The 20,084-nt window shown below is 74.1% G+C and carries 2 protein-coding genes; both read right to left on the bottom strand.

Translation table 11 applies throughout. The features are described from left to right. Nucleotides 1-6,886, bottom strand: a 6,886-nt coding sequence (locus AC156L_RS34120; RefSeq protein ID WP_484407616.1) for a type I polyketide synthase, incomplete at its 3' end; no start/stop codon positions are given. A 2-nt stretch (nt 6,887-6,888) separates the two neighbouring features. After that, a partial coding sequence (locus tag AC156L_RS34115; RefSeq protein WP_484407615.1) for an SDR family NAD(P)-dependent oxidoreductase occupies nt 6,889-20,084 on the bottom strand: 13,196 nt, incomplete at its 5' end.

Here is a 20,084-nt window from a genome sequence, read left to right as displayed (position 1 = left end):
ACGACTCCACCAGCCGGTACAGCGCCACTTCCAGCGCGAAGATCGCGGGCTGGGTGAACTCGGTGCGGTCCAGCTCCTCCTGGGTGTCCCGCACGTCCACCAGCGCGGCGACCTCGTCGAACGCCTTCGCGAACACCGGGTAGGCCGCGTACAGCTCACGACCCATGCCCGCGCGCTGCGAACCCTGACCGGTGAACAGGAAGGCGAGCTTCCCGGCCACCGCGGTGCCGGACGCGGGCGCGTCCAGCGCGGTCAGCAGCTCGTCGCGGTCAGCGGCGACGACGGCGGCGCGGTGGTCGAGCAGCGTGCGGCTGGTGGCCAGCGAGAACGCCACGTCGACCGGCCGCACGCCGGGGTTCGCGACCAGGTGCGCCTTGAGCTTGTCGGCCTGGGCCGACACCGCCTCCGGCGTCTTGCCCGACAGCAGCCACGGCAGCGTCGACCACTCGGCGGCGGCCTCGACCTCGACCGGAGCGACGTGCTCCAGCACCACGTGGGCGTTGGTGCCGCTGATGCCGAACGACGACACGGCCGACCGGCGGACGCGACCGCTCTCCGGCCACGGCGTCGGTTCGGTGACCAGCTCGACCGAGCCGGACGTCCAGTCGACGTGCGGGGAGGGCGCGTCCACGTGCAGCGTCTTCGGCATCACGCCGTGCCGCATCGCCATGACCATCTTGATCACACCGGCCACGCCTGCCGCGGCCTGCGTGTGGCCGAGGTTGGACTTGACCGCGCCCAGCAGCACGGGGGTCGAGCGGTTCTGCCCGTAGGTCTCCAGCAGCGCCTGCGCCTCGATGGGGTCGCCCAGCTTCGTGCCGGTGCCGTGCGCCTCGACCGCGTCGACGTCCGAGGTGGACAGACCGGAGTTGGCGAGCGCCTGGCGGATGACCCGCTGCTGCGACGGACCGTTCGGCGCGGTGAGGCCGTTCGAGGCGCCGTCCTGGTTCACGGCCGTGCCGCGCAGGATGGCGAGCACCGGGTGGCCGTTGGCGCGGGCGTCGGCGAGGCGCTCGATGACGAGCATCCCCGCGCCCTCGCCCCAGCTCGACCCGTCGGCGGCGGCGGCGAACGGCTTGCAGCGCGAGTCGGGGGCCATCGCGCCCTGGGTGCTGAACTCGACGAACGTGCCGGGGGTCGCCATGACCGTGACGCCACCGGCCACCGCCAGCGAGCACTCGCCGGAGCGCAGCGCCTGGGCGGCCAGGTGCAGCGCCACCAGCGACGACGAGCACGCGGTGTCGACCGTGACGGCCGGGCCTTCGAGACCCAGCGTGTAGGCGATGCGGCCGGACGCGACGCTGCCCGCGGTGCCGGTGCCGAAGTAGCCGCCGACCTCCTCGGGCAACGACGTCAGGCGCGTGCCGTAGTCGTGGTACATCATCCCGGCGAACACGCCGGTCTGGCTGCCGCGCAACGTGGTGGGGTCGATCCCGGCCCGCTCGAACGCCTCCCACGAGGTCTCCAGCAGCAGGCGCTGCTGGGGGTCCATGGCGAGGGCCTCACGCGGGTTGATGCCGAAGAACGCCGGGTCGAACTCGCTGGCGTCGTAGAGGAACCCGCCCTCGGCCGCGTTGCTGGCCAGGGTCAGGTAGTCGATGTTCCAGCCGCGGTCGGTCGGGAAGCCGCCGATGGCGTCGCGGCCGTTCGCCAGGAGGTCCCACAGGTCCTCCGGGGTCGTGACGCCGCCGGGGAAGCGGCAGCTCATCGCGATGATGGCGATCTGGTCGTCGTCGACGGAGGTCGCGGCGCGCACGGCCACCGCGCCCGCGCCGTCACCGACGAGCTTGCCGCGCAGGTGCTCGACCAGGACGTCGGTGGTCGGGTAGTCGAACACCAGCGTGGCGGGCAGCTTGAGCCCGGTGGCGGCGTTGATCCGGTTGCGCAGCTCGACGGCGGTCAGCGAGTCGAAACCCAGCTCCCGGAACGCCTTCGAGGTGTCGACGGTGTCCGTGGACGCGAAGCCGAGCACCGCCGTGACGTGCGTGCGGACCAGGTCGGCCAGCAGTGCGGTCCGCCCGGCCTCCGGCAGCGCGGCGAGCTTCTGCGCGAGCCCGGACGCGGCGGCCTGGTCGGCGGCGGACGCGGTGCGCCTGCCGGGCGCGCGGGTGAACCCGCGCAGCAGCGGCGGAACGGACGCGCCCGCGCCGCGCAGGGCGGCGGTGTCGAGGTGCATGGCCACGAGCACGGGCTCGGTGGAGGCGAGCGTGGCGTCGAACAGCGCCAGGCCCTCGCCGGAGGTCAGCCCGCCGACACCGCCGGAGACCCGACCGCGGTCGGCGTCGGCCATGTCGCCGGTCATCTCGCTGGCCTGCTCCCACAGGCCCCACGCGAGCGACAGGGCGGGCTCGCCCCGGTCGCGGCGGTGGCGGGCGAAGGCGTCGACGAACGAGTTGGCGGCGGCGTAGTTGGCCTGGCCCGCGTTGCCGAACGTACCGGCCGCGGAGGAGAACAGGATGAAGTTCTCCACCTCCCCGGCCAGCTCGTCCAGGTTGAGCACCGCGTCGACCTTGGGCCGCAGCACGGTGTCCAGCCGCTCGGGCGTGAGCGACGACAGCACGCCGTCGTCCAGCACCCCGGCCGTGTGCACGACGGACGTGACCGGGTGCTCGGCCAGCAGTGCGGCCAGGGCGTCGCGGTCGGCGGCGTCGCACGCGGCCACGGTGACCGCGGCCCCGAGTCCGACCAGCTCGTCCCGCAGCTCGGCGGCACCGGGCGCGTCCAGGCCCCGGCGGGAGGTGAGCAGCAGGTCGCGGACGCCGTGCTCGGTCACGAGGTGGCGGGCCAGCAGCGCGCCCAGCACGCCGGTCGCACCGGTCAGCAGGACCCGGCCGTCGGCGCGGAACGCGGGCCCGTCCGCGGTGGACACGGCCGCGCGGGTCAGGCGGGGCACCCGCACGACGCCGTCGCGCAGCTCCAGTTCGGGCTCGCCCGACTCGACGGCGGCGGTCAGCATCCGGGTGGACGCCTCCGTGCCGTCGGAGTCGACGAGGACGAACCGGTCGGGGTTCTCGGTCTGGGCGGAGCGGATCAGGCCTCGGACAGCCGCGGCCGCGAGGGGGTCACCGCCGCCCGTGAGGAGGACAGCACGGGATTCACCGGCAAGGCGGTCCTGCGCCTGCGCGAGGACGGCGTGAACGGCTGCGTGAACGGCGCCTGCGTCAGACGCTGGGAGCGCAACGGGAACCACATCAACATCGGGCACCTCTTCCAGTGGGGTCTCGACGGCGTCGAGCGGCAGGACCTGCCAGTCGACCCGGAACAGCGACCGGCCCGTGGTGGGTCCGGCGGTGGCCTGCTGGGACACGGGCCGCAGCACCAGTTCCTCGACCGACGCGACGGGCCTGCCGGTCTCGTCGGCCACGACGACCGACACCGAACCGGTGCCGACCGGGGAGATCCGGACCCGCAGCGCGGTCGCGCCCGCGGCGTCGAGCCGCGTGCCGGTCCAGGTGAACGGGAGCCACGGCATGTCCGTGACCTCGATGAACGAGCCGAGGCCGACGGCGTGCAGGGCGGCGTCCAGCAGCGCGGGGTGCAGGCCGAAGCCGACGACCTTCGCGCTCTCGGGCAGGGCGACCTCGGCGAACACCTCGTCGCCGGAGCGCCACGCGGCGCGCAGGCCGCGGAACGTGGGTCCGTAGCCGAGACCGATCCCGGCGAGCCCGTCGTACAGGCCGCTGGTGTCGATCACCTCGGCGCCGGACGGCGGCCACGCGGTGAGGTCGGCGGGGGCCGCTCCCCCGTCGGCGGCCAGGGTGCCGGTGGCGTGCCGGGTCCACGGCTCGTCGTCGTCCGCGAACTCGATCCGGGAGTACACGGCGACGCCGCGCAGGCCGGTCTCGTCCGGGGCCTCCAGGACGACCCGCACCACGACGGCGTCGGTGTCGCCCAGCACCAGCGGGGCTTCCAGGGTCAGCTCGTCCACGACACCGCAGCCGACCTGGTCGCCCGCGCGGATCGCGAGCTCCACGAACGCCGTGCCGGGCAGCAGGACCGCGTCGGACACGCGGTGGTCGGCGAGCCACGGGTGCGTGCGCTGGGAGAGCCTGCCGGTGAACAGGTAACCGGCGGAGTCGGGCAGCGCGACGGCCGCGCCGAGCAGGGCGTGGTCGGTGACGCCGAGACCGGCCGACGTGACGTCGCCGTAGCCGGAACCGCTGGTGTCGAGCCAGAACGGCTGGCGCTGGAACGGGTAGGTGGGCAGTTCGACCGCGCGGGCGCCGTACCCGGCGAACACGGCGTCCCAGTCGAGCGGCAGACCGCGCACGTGGGCCTGCGCCAGCGAGGTGAGCAGCCGGGTCGGGCCGCCTTCACCGCGGCGCAGCGAGCCGATGACGACGGCCTCGGTGCCGAGGTCGTCGACGATGTCCTGCACGCCCATCGCGAGGACGGGGTGCGGGCTCATCTCCAGGAAGAACCGGTGGCCGCGCTCGACCAGGGCGCGCACGCCCAGCTCGAACTCGGCGGTCTGGCGGAGGTTGGTGTACCAGTACTCCGAGCCCAGCTCGGTGCCGTCGATCGGCCTGCCGGTGACGGTGGAGTAGAACGGGATCTCGCCCGCCATCGGCGCGACCGGCCCGAGCAGCTCGGCAAGGCGCTCGCGGATGATCTCGACGTGGGCGGAGTGCGAGGCGTAGTCCACGGCGATCCGCTTGGCGCGCACGCCGTCGGCGTCGCACGCGGCGACCAGCTCGTCCAGGGCGTCGTTGTCTCCGGAGACGACGGTGGCGCGCGGGCCGTTGACCGTGGCGACGGAGAGCTTGCCGTCCCAGCGGACCAGCAGCTCGCGGGTCTTCGCCGACGGGAGAGCGACGGACACCATGCCGCCGAGGCCGGACAGCGCGCCGAGGGCCTGGCTGCGCAGCGCGACGACGCGCGCGGCGTCGTCCAGCGACAGCGCGCCCGCGACGCACGCGGCGGCGATCTCGCCCTGCGAGCTGCCGACGACGGCGGCGGGCGTGACGCCGTAGGAGCGCCAGACCTGGGCCAGCGACACCATCACGGCCCACAGCGCGGGCTGGACGACGTCGACCCGGTCGAAGCCGGGAGCGCCGTCCTCCTCGCGCAGCACGGCGATGAGCGACCAGTCCACGTAGGACGACAGGGCCGCCTCGCACTCGGCCATGCGGCTGCGGAAGACCTCGTTGTCGTCGAGGAGTTCGAGGGCCATGCCGACCCACTGCGAGCCCTGGCCGGGGAAGACGAAGGCGACCTTGCCGCGCACGTCCGCGACGCCCTCGACCACGTCCGCGCTGACCTCGCCGTCGGCGAGCGCGTCGAGCGCGAAGTCGGCGCGCTCGCGGCCGATCAGGACGGCGCGGTGCGGGAAGCGGGACCGGGTCGTGGCCAGCGAGTAGCCGAGGTCGGCGACCGGCACGTCCGCGTTGTCGGCCAGGTGGTCGCGGAGCTGGGCGGCCCGGGCACGCAGCGCCGTCTCACCGCGAGCCGACAGCACCCACGGCAGGACACCGGACTTGGGGGTCCGCTCGGCGGCCTCCTCGGCCACTGGCGCCTGCTCGATGATCGTGTGGGCGTTGGTGCCGCTGAAGCCGAAGGAGGACACGGCCGCGCGGCGCGGTTCGCCGGTCTCCGGCCAGGCGCGCTCCTCGGTCAGCAGCTCGACGGCGCCCGCGGACCAGTCGATGTGCGGGGACGGCTCGTCGACGTGCAGCGTCTTCGGCATGACGCCGTTGCGGACGGCCATGACCATCTTGATGACACCGGCGACACCGGCGGCGGCCTGCGTGTGGCCGAAGTTCGACTTGATCGACCCGAGCCGCAGCGGTTCCTGGCGGTCCTGGCCGTAGGTGGCCAGCAGGGCCTGCGCCTCGATGGGGTCGCCCAGCTTGGTGCCGGTGCCGTGCGCCTCGACCAGGTCGACCTGGCGGGTGGTGAGACCGGCGTCGGCGAGCGCGGACTGGATGACGCGGCGCTGCGACGGGCCGTTGGGGGCGGTGAGGCCGTTGGACGCGCCGTCCTGGTTGATCGCGGAGCCCTTGATGACCGCGAGGATCGGGTGTCCGAGGCGCTGGGCCTCGGACAGCCGCTCCACGAGCAGCATCCCGGCGCCCTCGCCCCAGCCCGTGCCGTCGGCGGCGGCGGCGAACGCCTTGCAGCGCCCGTCGCCCGCGAGGCCCTTCTGGCGGGAGAACTCGATGAACGTGCCGGGCGTGGCCATGATCGTGACGCCACCGGCCAGCGCCAGGGTGCACTCGCCGGAGCGCAGGGCCTGGATCGCCCAGTGCAGGGCGACCAGCGAGGAGGAGCACGCCGTGTCGATCGTGACGGCCGGGCCCTCCAGGCCGAGCGTGTAGGCGACGCGGCCGGACGCGACGCTGCCCGCGGTGCCGGTGCTCAGGTAGCCGCCGATCTCCTCCGGGATCTCGGTCAGCCCGGTGGAGTAGTCGTGGTACATCACCCCGGCGTAGACGCCGGTCTTGCTGCCCTTGACCGTGGCCGGGTCGATGCCCGCGCGCTCGAACGCCTCCCACGAGGTCTCCAGCAGCAGGCGCTGCTGGGGGTCCATCGCCAGGGCCTCGCGGGGCGAGATGCCGAAGAACGCCGGGTCGAACTCGGCGGCGTCGTAGAGGAACCCGCCCTTGGCCACGTAGCTCTGGTTCGTGGCCTCGGGGTCGTCGCCGAACAGGCCGTCGATGTCCCAGCCGCGGTCGGTCGGCAGCGGGGAGATCGCGTCCCGCTGACCGGTCACCAGGTCCCACAGGTCTTCCGGGCTCGTGACGCCGCCGGGGTACCGGCAGCCCATGCCGATGATGGCGATGGGCTCGTGGTCAGCCTCCTCGACCTCCTTCAAGCGCTTCCGGACCGTGCGCAGGTCCGCGGTCGCGCGCTTGAGGTAATCCCTCAGCTTCTCCTCGTTGTCCATCGTCACATCAGCTCCTGGTCGAGCAGGTCGAAGAGTTCGTCGTCGGTGGCCGCGTCCAGATCCGCGTTCTCGGATTCCGGCGCCGCCAGTCCGGCCAAAACCGCTTGCAACCGTTCGGTGATCCGCGCACGCGCGGCCTCGTCCCGGCCCAGTTCGATGAGTTCGGCGGACAGTCGATCGAGATCACCCAGCGAGAGCGGCGCTCCGGCGGGTGTGTCGGGCACGACCTCGATCCGCAGCTGGTCCACCAGCGCGGCCGGGGTCGGGTAGTCGAACACCAGCGTCGCGGGCAGCTTCAGCCCGGTCGCGGCGTTCAGTCCGTTGCGCAGTTCCACGGCGCTGAGCGAGTCGAAGCCCATCTCCTGGAACGTGCGGTGCTCGTCGACGGAGTCGGGTCCGGGCAGGCCGAGCGCGCTCGCCACGTGCGAGCGGACGACGTCGAGCAGCACCTGGTCCCGGTCTCCGTCGGAGAGTCCGGCGATCTTCTTGCCGAGCGACTCCCCCGGAGCGGCCTCGGCGGCGGTGGCGCGGCGCACCGGCTTGCGGACGAGTCCGCTGAGCAGCGCGGGCACCCGGTCGCCGAGGGCGGAGGTGTCGAGGTGCATGGGCACGAGCGCGGCGTCCGGGCCCGCGAGCGCGGTGTCGAACAGCGCCACACCCTCCTCTTCGGACAGTGCCGTGCCGAGCCGCGCGGAGTCGGCGGTCATGCCGCCGGTGTCCTCCCACAGGCCCCAGCCGAGCGACAGGGCGGGCTCGCCCCGTGCACGTCGGTGCTGGGCCAGCGCGTCGAGGAAGGCGTTGGCGGCGGCGTAGTTGGCCTGGCCGGGGTTGCCGAACGTGCCCGCGGCGGAGGAGAACAGGACGAACGCGTCCAGGTCTCCGGTCAGCTCGTGCAGGTTCAGCGCGGCGTCCACCTTGGGGCGCAGCACCTTCTCCAGCCGCTCGGGGGTGAGCGAGGTGAGGATGCCGTCGTCCAGCACGCCCGCCGCGTGCACCACGGCCGTGACCTGGTGCTCGGCCAGCAGCGGGGCCAGCGCGTCGCGGTCGGCCACGTCGCAGGCGACGACGTCCACGGCCGCGCCGAGCGTCCGCAGCTCGTCGCGCAGGTCCAGCGCGCCGGGCGCGTCCGGGCCGCGCCTGCTGGTGAGCAGGAGCTTGGTGACGCCGTACTCCGTCACCAGGTGCTTCGCGAACACCGCGCCGAGCGCGCCGGTCGCGCCGGTCATCAGGACCGTGCCACCTTCGCGGAACTCCGGCTTCGGGGCTTCGACGGCGGCCACGCGGGCCAGGCGCGGAGCCCGGAGGGCTCCCTCGCGGATCGACACCTGCGGCTCGCCGGTGGCGAGGGCGGCGCCGAGCGCGCGGACCGAGTCCTCGTGGTCGTCGATGTCCACCAGGGCGAAGCGGTCCGGGTTCTCGGCCTGCGCCGAGCGGATGAGGCCCTGCACCGCGGCGCCCGCGAAGTCGTCCGCCCTGGTGACGAACACCAGTCGGGCGTCGCGGTCGGCGGTGATCCACGCCCGCGCCAGGTCGAGCGCCTCCTGGACACCGGTCCTGGTGGCTCCGGCGAGACCGCCGCCGACGCTCAGGTCGGGCACCCACGACACGAGCAGCGCGTCCACGTCGCCGACCTCGGCGAGCGCGGCGTGCACCGGGATGTCCAGCGCCTGGGCCAGCTTCAGGTCGTCCGAACCGAGCACCGCGAGCTTCGCGACGGCCGTGGCCGGGGTCGGGATGGCGGTCTGGTCGACCCGGAACAGCGAGCGGGTGAAGCCGCCGCCGAGCTGGTCGGTGGCCATCGGCCGCAGCACCAGCGACGCGACCGACGCGACCGGTGCGCCGGTCTGGTCGGCGATCTCCAGCGTCACCGCGTCGGTGCCCGCCCCCGCCATCCGGATCCGCAGCGCGGACGCGCCGACGGCGTGCACCCGGACGCCCTCCCAGGCGAACGGGAGGCGGGCCTGGCCGGTGTTCTCGAAGAAGTCGCCGACGCCGACCGCGTGCAGGCACGCGTCCAGCAGCGCGGGGTGGAGGGCGTAGGAGGACACGTCCTCGTCGACGGCGATCTCGGCGTAGACCTCGCCGTCCGTGCGCCACGCGGCCCGGACGCCCTGGAACGCCGGGCCGTACTCCAGGCCGATGGCGGCGAAGCCGTCGTAGAGGCCGCTGACGTCGACCGGCAGGGCGTCGACCGGGGGCCACACGTCCAGGCCGCCGTCGGCGGGAGCGCCGGTCGTGGCGAGCACCCCGGTCGCGTGCCGGGTCCACGGCTCGTCGTCGAGTCGCGAGTGGACGGTGAACGTCCGCCGCTCGTCGGCGTCGGGGCCGCCGACGACGACCTGCACCCGCACGCCGCCGTGCTCCGGCAGGACCAGCGGTGCGGCCAGGGTCAGCTCCTCCACGACCGGGCAGCCGACCTCCTCGCCCGCGCGGACCGCGAGTTCGACGAACGCCGTGCCGGGCAGCAGGACCGTGCCGCCGACCGCGTGGTCGACCAGCCACGGCAGGCCGTCCCTGGTGAGGAGGGAGGTGTAGAGGTGGCTGTCGGAGTCGGGCAGGTCGATGCCGCCGCCGAGCAGCGGGTGGCCGCTGGGCGTGAGGCCCGCGCCGACGGGGGCCGAGCCCTCGTCGAGCCAGTAGCGCTCGTCGGTGAAGGCGTAGGTCGGCAGCTCGACGCGGCGGGCGTCGGTGCCCGCGAAGAACGCGGTCCAGTCGACCCTCGCGCCACGGCTGTAGGCCGTGCCGAGGGCGTGGAACAGGGTCTTGGTCTCCGGGCGGTCCTTGCGGAGCGCCGGGACCAGCACCGCGTTCGTGACGGACTCGGCGCCCATCGCGGAGAGCGTGCCGTCCGGGCCCAGCTCCAGGAACGTCCTCACGCCCCTGGCCTCCAGGGTCGTGACGGTCTCGGCGAACCGGACCGCCTCGCGGACGTGGCGGACCCAGTGCTCCGGGTCGGTGACCTCGCCCAGCAGCGCGATCGTCGGGTCGTTGAAGGTCAGGGTTTCGACCACCGCGCGGAAGTCGTCCAGCATCGGGTCCATCAGCGGCGAGTGGAACGCGTGCGACACGGCCAGGCGCTTGGACTTCCGGTCGGGGAAGCCGTCCACGACCTCCCGCACCGCGTCCTCGTCGCCCGCGATGACGACGGCGTCCGGGCCGTTGACGGCGGCGATGGAGACCAGCTCGGTCAGGTGGGGCGTGACCTCGTCCTCGGTGGCCTGCAACGCGACCATCGCGCCACCGGCCGGAAGGGCCTGCATCAGACGGCCGCGCGCGGAGACGAGCTTGGCCGCGTCCTCCAGCGACAGCACACCGGCCACGTGGGCGGCGGCGATCTCGCCGATGGAGTGGCCCGCCAGGAAGTCGGGCTTGACGCCCCAGTGCTCGAAGAGCCGGTACAGCGCCACTTCCAGCGCGAACAGGGCGGGCTGGGTGGTGCCGGTCTCGTTGAGCGCCTTCGCGTCGATGCCGAACACGACCTCCTGCACCGGCACGTCCAGCTCGGCGCAGACCGCGTCGAAGGCGGCGGCGAACACCGGGAACCGGTCGTACAGCTCACGGCCCATGCCGAGCCGCTGCGAACCCTGGCCGGTGAACAGGACGGCCAGCTTGCCTCCGGCGGAGCCGGTGGCGACGACTTCGCCGTCGACCAGCACCGCGCGGTGCTCGAACGCCGCCCGGCTGGTGGCCAGCGAGAACGCCACGTCCAGCGAGCGCTCGGGGTGGTCGGCCACGTGGTCGCGCAGCTTCTCGGTCTGCGCCTGGAGCGCCGCGGCGGTCTTCGCCGACACCACCCACGGCATCGTGACGTCGTCACCGACCTGCGTCGGAACCTCTTCTGGCGCTTGTTCGACGATCGTGTGGGCGTTGGTGCCGGAAATGCCGAACGAGGAGACGGCGGCGCGGCGCGGGCGGTCGCCCGACGGCCACGGGGTCGGCTCGGTCAGCAGCTCGACCGCGCCCGCGGTCCAGTCGACGTGCGGCGACGGCTCGCCGACGTGCAGCGTCTTCGGCAGCACGCCGTGGCGCAGGGCCATGACCATCTTGATGATGCCCGCGACACCCGCCGCGGCCTGCGTGTGGCCGAGGTTGGACTTGATGGACCCCAGCAGCAGCGGGGTCTCGCGGTCCTGGCCGTAGGTGGCGAGGAGCGCCTGGGCCTCGATCGGGTCTCCCAGCGAGGTGCCGGTGCCGTGCGCCTCCACCGCGTCGACGTCCGTCGTGGACAGACCGGCGTTGGAGAGGGCCTGGCGGATGACCCGCTGCTGCGACGGCCCGTTCGGGGCGGTGAGGCCGTTGGACGCACCGTCCTGGTTGACGGCCGAGCCGCGCACGATCGCGAGGACCGGGTGGCCGTTGGCGCGGGCGTCGGAGAGGCGTTCGACGAGCAGCATGCCCGCGCCCTCGCCCCAGCCCGTGCCGTCGGCGTCGGCGGAGAACGCCTTGCAGCGGCCGTCGGCGGCGAGACCGCGCTGGCGGCTGAAGCCGATGAACGTGCCGGGCGTGGCCATCACCGTGACGCCACCGGCCAGCGCCAGCGAGCACTCACCGGACCGCAGCGCCTGCACCGCCAGGTGCAGGGCCACCAACGACGACGAGCACGCCGTGTCGACCGTGACCGCCGGGCCCTCCAGGCCGAACGTGTAGGACACGCGGCCGGAGATGACGCTGCCCGAGCTGCCGGTGCCGAGGTAGCCCTCGATGCCGTCCGGCACGGACCGCAGCCGCGACGCGTAGTCGTGGTACATCACGCCGGCGAACACGCCGGTCCGGCTGCCGCGCAGGGTGGTCGGGTCGATGCCCGCGCGCTCGAACGCCTCCCACGAGGTCTTCAGCAGCAGCCGCTGCTGCGGGTCCATCGCGAGGGCTTCCTTCGGGTTGATGCCGAAGAACGCCGGGTCGAACTCGGCCGCGCCGTAGAGGAACCCGCCCTCGCGGGAGTACGACGTGCCCTGGTGGTCGGGGTCCGGGTGGTACAGGTTCTCGACGTCCCAGCCGCGGTCGGTCGGGAAGCCGCCCACGGCGTCGCGGCCGTCGGCCAGCAGCGTCCACAGGTCCTCGGGGCTGGTGACGCCACCGGGGAAGCGGCAGCCGATGCCGACGATCGCGATCGGCTCGTCGTCCGTGGCGTTGGTGCGGACCGGCCCGGTGACGGCGGCGGCCGTGCCGCCCAGTTCGGCGCGCAGGTGCTCGACCAGCGCGGTCGGGGACGGGTAGTCGAACACCAGCGTCGCGGACAGCCGCAGGCCGGTCGCGGCGGTGATCCGGTTGCGCAGCTCGACGGCGGTCAGCGAGTCGAAGCCCAGCTCGCGGAACGAGCGGTCGGCGTCGACGTCGGACGCGCCGTCGTAGCCGAGCACGTCGGCGGCCTGGCCGCGGACCAGGTCCAGCAGCAGGTCGGCCCGGGCGTCGGCGGTCAGACCGGCCAGCCTGGTCAGCAGACCGGCGTCACCCGTGGCGGCGGAGGCCGCGCGCCGGGGCGTGCGGACCAGGCCGCGCAGCAGCGGGCTGACGGTCGTGCCCGCGAGGGCGGCGGTGTTGAGGTGCATCGGGACGACGACCGGGGTGCCGGTCGACGCGGCGAGGTCGAACAGCTCCAGGCCCTCGGCGGTCGTCAGGGCCGTGACGCCGCCGCGGCTGAGCCGCTCGGTGTCGCCGGTCATGCCGCCGGTGTCCTCCCACAGGCCCCACGCCAGCGACAGCGCGGGCTCGCCCAGGGCGACCCGGTGCTGGACCAGCGCGTCCAGGTAGGCGTTGGCGGCGGCGTAGTTGCCCTGGCCCGCGTTGCCGAACGTGCCCGCGGCCGAGGAGAAGACGACGAACGCGGACAGGTCGGCGGTCAGCTCGTGCAGGTTGCGGACCGCGTCGACCTTGGGGCGCAGGACGCTGTCGACCTGCTCGGGGGTGAGCGAGGCGATCGTGGCGTCGTCCAGCACACCGGCGGTGTGCACGACGGCGGTGACCGCGCGGTCGTCCAGCAGGTTCTTCACCGCGGCGCGGTCGGCCACGTCGCAGGCGACGATCTCCACCGACGCGCCGAGCGCGACCAGCTCGTCCCGCAGTTCGGCGGCACCGGGGGCGTCCGGGCCGCGGCGGGAGGTGAGCAGCAGGTCGCGGACGCCGTAGGAGGTCACCAGGTGCCTGGCGAAGACCGCGCCGAGGCTGCCGGTCGCGCCCGTGACCAGGACGGTGCCGTGGAGGTTGAGGCGCTTGTCGGGGTTGGCGGTGGCGCGGGCGAGGCGGGGCGCGAACAGCGCGCCGCCGCGAACAGCGACCTCGGGTTCGCCGGTCGCGACGGCGGCGGCCACGTCGACCGCGCCGTCGTGGTCGACCAGCACGAAGCGGTCGGGGTTCTCGGTCTGCGCCGACCGGACCAGGCCGCGCACGGCGGCACCGGCCAGGTCGGTCACGTCCTCGCGGTCGACGGCCACGGCGTTCTTCGTCAGGAACACCAGGCGGTCGGTGCCGTGGTCCTCGGCGAGCCAGGTGCGGATCGAGGCGAGGGCCTGGTGCACCGAGCCGGAGACGGAGTCGGCGGTGATCTCGGCGACCACGGCGTCCGCGTGCCCGCCGCCGGTGACCGGGATCCAGTCGACCTGGTAGAGCGAGCGGGCGACGGTGGAGCCGAGCTGGTCGGGCGTGAACTCCCGCAGCACCAGCGAGTCCACCGTGGCGACGGGTGCGCCGGTGCCGTCGGCGATCTCCAGCGCGACACCGTCGGTGCCCGTCGGGGAGACGTGGACGCGCAGGGCGGTGGCGCCGACGGCGTGCAGCGCGATGCCGCGCCACGCGAACGGGAGCCGGGTCCTGCCGCTGGTCGCGCCCAGCGACAACGAGTGCAGGACGGAGTCGAACAGGGCCGGGTGCAGGCCGAAGCGGTCCGCGGCGGCGTCGAGCGCGACCTCGGCGTAGACGTCGTCGCCCCTGCGCCACGCGGCCTTCAGGCCCTGGAACGCCGGGCCGTACTCCAGACCGGCGGCGGCCAGGGAGGAGTAGACGTCGTCCACCGCGACGGCTTCGGCACCGGACGGCGGCCACTCGGCCAGGCTGAACGCGGCGGACGGGGCCTGCGGGAGCAGGGTTCCGGTGGCGTGGCGGACCCACGGCTCGTCGTCGCCCTCGGGCCGCGAGTGCACGGTGAGCGCGCGGCGGCCGTCGGCGGCGGGCTCCTCCAGCGCCAACCGCAGCTGAACGGCGTCGTGCAGGGCGAGCGGCGCTTCGAGGGTGAGTTCTTCGAGGAGGTCGCAGCCGACCTCGGCGCCCGCGCGGAGCGCCATCTCGACGAACGCGGTGCCGGGCACCAGGACCGTGCCCGCGACGACGTGGTCCGCGAGCCAGGCGTGCGTGGTGGCGGACAGCCGGGCGGTGAAGAGCTGGCCCTCGGGCAGCGCGACGGCCGCGCCGAGCAGCGGGTGGTCCGCGTCGCCCTGGCCGACGGACGTGACGTCGCCGAAGGCGAACCCGGCGGTGGGCCAGTAGTTCTTGCGCTGGAAGGCGTAGGTGGGCAGGTCGACCAGGCGGCCACCCGTGAGCAGCCGCGCCCAGTCCGCGTCGGCACCGGCCGCGTAGGCGTTGCCGACGGCGGAGAGCAGCGTGGCGAGTTCGGGGCGGTCCTTGCGCAGCACCGGGATGACGGGCGCGTCGGCCATCGCGGCCAGCACGCCGTCCGGGCCCAGTTCCACGAACGTCGTGACGCCCCGGGCTTCGAGGGTCGTCATGGTGTCGGCGAAACGGACAGCCTCCCGGACGTGCCGCACCCAGTGCTCCGGGTCGGTCACCTCGCCGAGGAGGGCGATCTTCGGCTCGTGGAAGGTCAGCTTCGCGACCACGGCGCGGAAGTCGTCCAGCATCGGGTCCATCAGCGGCGAGTGGAACGCGTGCGAGACGCCGAGGCGCTTGGACTTGCGGTCGGCGAACCGCTCGACCACCGCGGCGACGGCGTTCTCGTCGCCCGCGACGACCACGGAGTTCGGACCGTTGATGGCGGCCAGTGAGACGAGGTCGGTGAGGTGCGGCGTGACCTCGTCCTCGGTGGCCTGCAACGCGACCATCGCGCCGCCGGTCGGCAGGGCCTGCATGAGCCTGCCGCGGGACTCCACCAGCACGGCGGCGTCCTCCAGGGACAGCACACCGGCCACGTGGGCGGCGGCGATCTCGCCGACGGAGTGGCCCGCGACGACGTCCGGGGTCATCCCCCAGTGCTCCAGGGTGCGGAACAGGGCGACTTCCAGGGCGAACAGCGCGGGCTGCGTGACGGCGGTCTGGTCGAGCGCGTCGGCGTCGGTGCCGAACACGACGTCCCTCAGCGGGAGGTCGAAGTGGGCGCGGACCTCGTCGAACGCGCGTGCGAACACGGGCACCGAGTCGTACAGCTCGCGGCCCATGCCGAGGCGCTGGGAGCCCTGGCCGGTGAACAGGAACGCGGTCCTGCCGGTCGTCGTGGTCGACTCGCCGCGGCCGAGCGCGGCCAGGTCGCGGAGGACCTGCTCGCGGTCGTGGGCGACGACGACCGCGCGGTGCTCGTGGCGCGAGCGGGTGAGCAGGGAGTGGCCGATGTCGAGGAGGTCCAGCTCCGGGTGCGCCTCGACGTGCGCGGCGAGCGCGAGGGCCTGGCCGCGCAGGGCTGCGGGTGTGCGAGCGGAGAGGACCAGCGGACGGGGGGAGTCCTCCACCTGCTGAGCCTCGATCACCACGGCCGGTGGTTGTTCGATGATCACGTGGGCGTTGGTGCCGCTGATGCCGAACGAGGAGACACCCGCGCGGCGGGGGCGGTCGACCGTCGGCCACGGGCGGGCCTCGGTGGTCAGCTCGACCGAACCGGCGGTCCAGTCGACCTCGGAGGTGGGGGCGTCGACGTGCAGCGTCTTCGGGACGACGCCGTGGCGCATGGCCTCGACGACCTTGATGATGCCCGCGACACCGGCGGCGGCCTGCGAGTGGCCGATGTTGGACTTGATGGAACCCAGCAGCAGCGGGGTTTCCCGGCCCTGGCCGTAGGTGGCGAGGAGGGCCTGGGCCTCGATCGGGTCACCGAGCCTCGTACCGGTGCCGTGCGCCTCGACCACGTCGACGTCCGAGGTGGACAGCCGCGCGCTGGCGAGGGCCTGCTGGATCACCTTGCGCTGGGCCGGGCCGTTGGGGGCGGTGAGGCCGTTGGACGCGCCGTCCTGGTTGATCGCGGACCCGCGCACGATGGCGAGGACCGGGTGGCCGTTGCGCTCGGCGTCCGACAGGCGCTCGACGAGCAGCATGCCCGCGCCCTCGGCCCAGCCGGTGCCGTCCGCCGCACCCGCGAAGGACTTGCAGCGGCCGTCGACCGCGAGGCCGCGCTGGCGGGAGAAGCCGACGAACGTGGCCGGGGTCGCCATGACCGTGACGCCGCCCGCGAGGGCGAGCGTGCACTCGCCGTTGCGCAGCGCCTGCACCGCGAGGTGCAGCGCCACCAGCGACGACGAGCACGCGGTGTCGACCGTGACGGCCGGGCCCTCCAGGCCGAACGTGTAGGACACGCGGCCGGACGCGAGGCTGCCGCCGGTGCCGAGGTAGCCCTCGACCTCGTCGGTGCCGCGCTCCACCACGGAGGAGTAGTCGTGGTACATGATCCCGGCGAACACGCCGGTCCGGCTGCCGCGCACCGACGTCGGGTCGACGCCCGCGCGTTCGAACGCCTCCCACGTGGTCTCCAGCAGCAGGCGGTGCTGCGGGTCGAGCGCGATGGCCTCCTTCGGGCTGATGCCGAAGAACGCCGGGTCGAACTCGGCGGCGTCGTGCAGGAAGCCGCCGTCGCGGACGTAGCTGGTGCCGGGGTGGTCGGGGTCGGCGTCGTAGAGGTTCGCCAGGTCCCAGCCGCGGTTGGTCGGGAAGCCGGTGACGGCGTCCGCGCCCTCCTCCACCAGGCGCCACAGGTCTTCCGGCGTGGAGATGCCGCCGGGGTAGCGGCAGGCCATGCCGACGATCGCGATGGGTTCGTCGTCGGCGAGCACGATGGTCTCGGTGGTGGTCGGCGTGGCCGCTCCCCCGCCGAGTTCGGTGCGCAGGTGCTCGGCGAGCGCGGCGGGCGTCGGGTAGTCGAAGACCAGCGTGGCGGGCAGGCGCAGGCCGGTGTGGCCGTTGAGGCGGTTGCGCAGCTCCACGGCGGTGAGCGAGTCGAAGCCCAGCTCCTTGAACGCCAGGCCCGGCTCCACGTCGTCGCCGGAGCCGTAGCCGAGGACCTCGGCGACGTGGTGGCGGACGATGGAGACCAGCTCCGCGCCGGAGACACCGGACAGCGTCGCGGCGACCGGGACCGGTGCGGTGCGGGCGGAGCGGCGGGTCGGGCGGACCAGGCCGCGCAGCAGCGGCGGGACGACCGGCTGGCCACCGAGGACGGCCGTGTCCAGGTGCGCGGGCACCTGCACCGGCTGGTCGGAGGCGAACGCCGCGTCGAACAGCGCCAGGCCCTCGTCGCGGGTCAGCGGGCGGACGCCCGTGCGGGTCATGCGGTCGACCGCGGCGTCGGTGAGGGTCGCGCCCATGCCGCCGGTGCCGGCCCACAGGCCCCACGCGAGCGAGAGGCCGTGCTGGCCGGTCGCGCGGCGGTGGCGGGCCAGGTTGTCCAGCACGGCGTTCGCGGCGGCGTAGTTGGCCTGGCCCGCGTTGCCGAACGTGCAGGCCGACGAGGAGAAGACGATGAACGCCTTGAGGTCGGCGGTCAGCTCGTGCAGGTTGAGCGCGCCGTCGACCTTGGGCCGCAGCACGTTGGTGATCTGCTCGGGGGTCAGCGCCTCGACCACGCCGTCGTCCAGCACACCGGCGGTGTGCACCACGGCGGACACCGGGTGCTCGGCCAGCAGCGCGGCGAGGGCGTCGCGGTCGGCGGCGTCGCACGCGGCGACCGTGACCGCCGCGCCCAGGGTCTCCAGCTCGGTGACGAGGTCGGTCGCGCCGGGCGCGTCCAGACCGCGGCGGGAGGTGAGCAGCAGGTCGCGGACGCCGTACTTCGTGACGAGGTGCTTGGCGAACACGCCGCCGAGGCCGCCGGTCGCGCCGGTGATGAGCACGGTGCCGTCCAGCGCGGGGACCTCGGCGCGGACGTCGGAGCCGCGGGCCAGGCGGGCGACGCGGACCACGCCGTCGCGCAGGGCGAGCTGCGGCTCGCCGGTGGCGACGGCGGCGGGGAGCACCCGCTCGGAGGCCGCGGAACCGTCGGAGTCGAGCAGGACGAACCGGTCGGGGTGCTCGGTCTGCGCGGAGCGGACCAGGCCCCACACGGCGCTGTGGGGGACGTCGGTGACGTCCTCGCCGTCGACCGAGACGACACCGCTGGTGGCGAGCACCAGGCGGGACGCGGCGAACCGCTCGTCGGCCAGCCACGCGCACACCAGGCGCAGGGCGGCGTGCACGGCCTCGTGCACCTCGTCCGCGCCGTCGGTCTCGGCGGTCAGGCGGACCAGGACGGCGTCGGCGGGTTCGACCGCCGCGAGGTCGGCGTCCAGCGCCGCCTCGACGATCCGGGCGGTGCCGTCGGCGACCGGGAGGACGGTCCAGTCGACGTGGAACAGGGACTCGGTGTAGCCGGCGGCCAGTTCGGCGGCGCGGACCTCGCGCAGCACCAGCGAGCCGACCGACGCGACCGGTGCGCCGGTGGTGTCGGCGACCTGGAGCGAGACGCCGTCGGTGCCGGTCGGGGCGAGCCGGACGCGCACGGCCGAGGCGCCCACGGCGTGCAGGGCGACGTCGCGCCAGGCGAAGGGGAGCTTGGCCTGGCCGCCGGACTCCACGGCGCCGAGCGCGTGCAGCGTGGCGTCGAGCAGGGCCGGGTGGATGCCGAAGCCGGTGACGTCGTCGGCGACGGTGATGTCGGCGAACACCTCGTCACCGCGCCGCCACACCGCCCGCGCGCCCTGGAACACCGGGCCGTAGGCGAGGCCGACGGACGCGAGGTTGTCGTAGAGGGCGTCGACGGCGACCGGCTGGGCGCCGGCGGGCGGCCACTCGGACAGGTCGAACGCGGTCGCGGGGGCGGTCGGGAGCAGGGTGCCGGTGGCGTGCCGGGTCCACGGGCCGTCGAGCCGCGAGTGGACGGTCAGGGCGCGGCGGCCCGCCCCGTCCGGGCCGCTGACGCCGACCTGGACCTGCACGCCGCCGTGCTCGGGCACGACCAGCGGGGCTTCGAGGGTGAGTTCTTCGAGGAGGTCGCAGTCGACCTGGTCGGCGGCGTGGACCGCCAGCTCGACGAACGCGGTGCCGGGCAGCAGGACCGTGCCGGAGACGGCGTGGTCGGCGAGCCAGGCGTGCGTGTCGAGGGCGAGGTGGCCGCTCAGGACCAGGCCGTCGGAGTCGGCGAGCGAGAGCGTGGAGCCGAGCAGCGGGTGGTCGGACGCGCCGAGCCGGACGCCGCCGGGGACGACGTCGAGCCAGAAGCGGTCGCGCTGGAACGCGTAGGTGGGCAGCGGGACCTTCGTGCCCCCGCCGAAGAACGCGGTCCAGTCGATCGTGACACCGCTGACGTGCAGCGCGCCGATCGCCGTGGCGACGGACTCGACCTCGGAGCGGTCCTTGCGCAGCAGCGGGGTCACGGGGACCTCGGCCATCGCGGCGAGCACGCCGTCCGGGCCCAGCTCCAGGAACTTGGTCACACCGCGCTGCTCAAGGGTCTGGACGGCCTCGTGGAAGCGGACCGTGTCGCGGACGTGGGTGACCCAGTACTCCGGGTCGGTCACGTCGCCGAGCAGGTCGATGCGGGGCTGCTGGAAGGTCAGGGTGGTGACGACCTCGCGGAAGTCGTCCAGCACCGGGTCCATCAGCGGCGAGTGGAACGCGTGCGAGACCGCGAGGCGCTTGGACTTGCGGTCGGCGAACTTCTCCACCACCTGCGCGACAGCGGCCTCCTCGCCCGCGAGCACGATGGCCCTCGGGCCGTTGACGGCCGCGATGGAGACGGTGTCGGTGAGGTGCGGCGCGACCTCGTCCTCGGTGGCCTGGAGCGCGACCATCGCACCGCCCGCCGGGAGGGCCTGCATGAGCTTGGCGCGGGCGTTGACCAGCTTCGCGGCGTCGGCCAGGGAGAGGACTCCGGCCACGTGGGCCGCCGCGATCTCACCGATGGAGTGGCCCGCGAGGTGGTCGGGGCGGATGCCCCACGACTCCACCAGCCGGTACAGCGCCACTTCCAGCGCGAAGATCGCGGGCTGGGTGAACTCGGTGCGGTCCAGCTCCT

It is taken from the genome of Umezawaea sp. (assembly GCF_057122925.1).
Note: the sequence above shows the minus strand (reverse complement) of the source record. Positions and strands in the feature narration are given on the sequence as shown.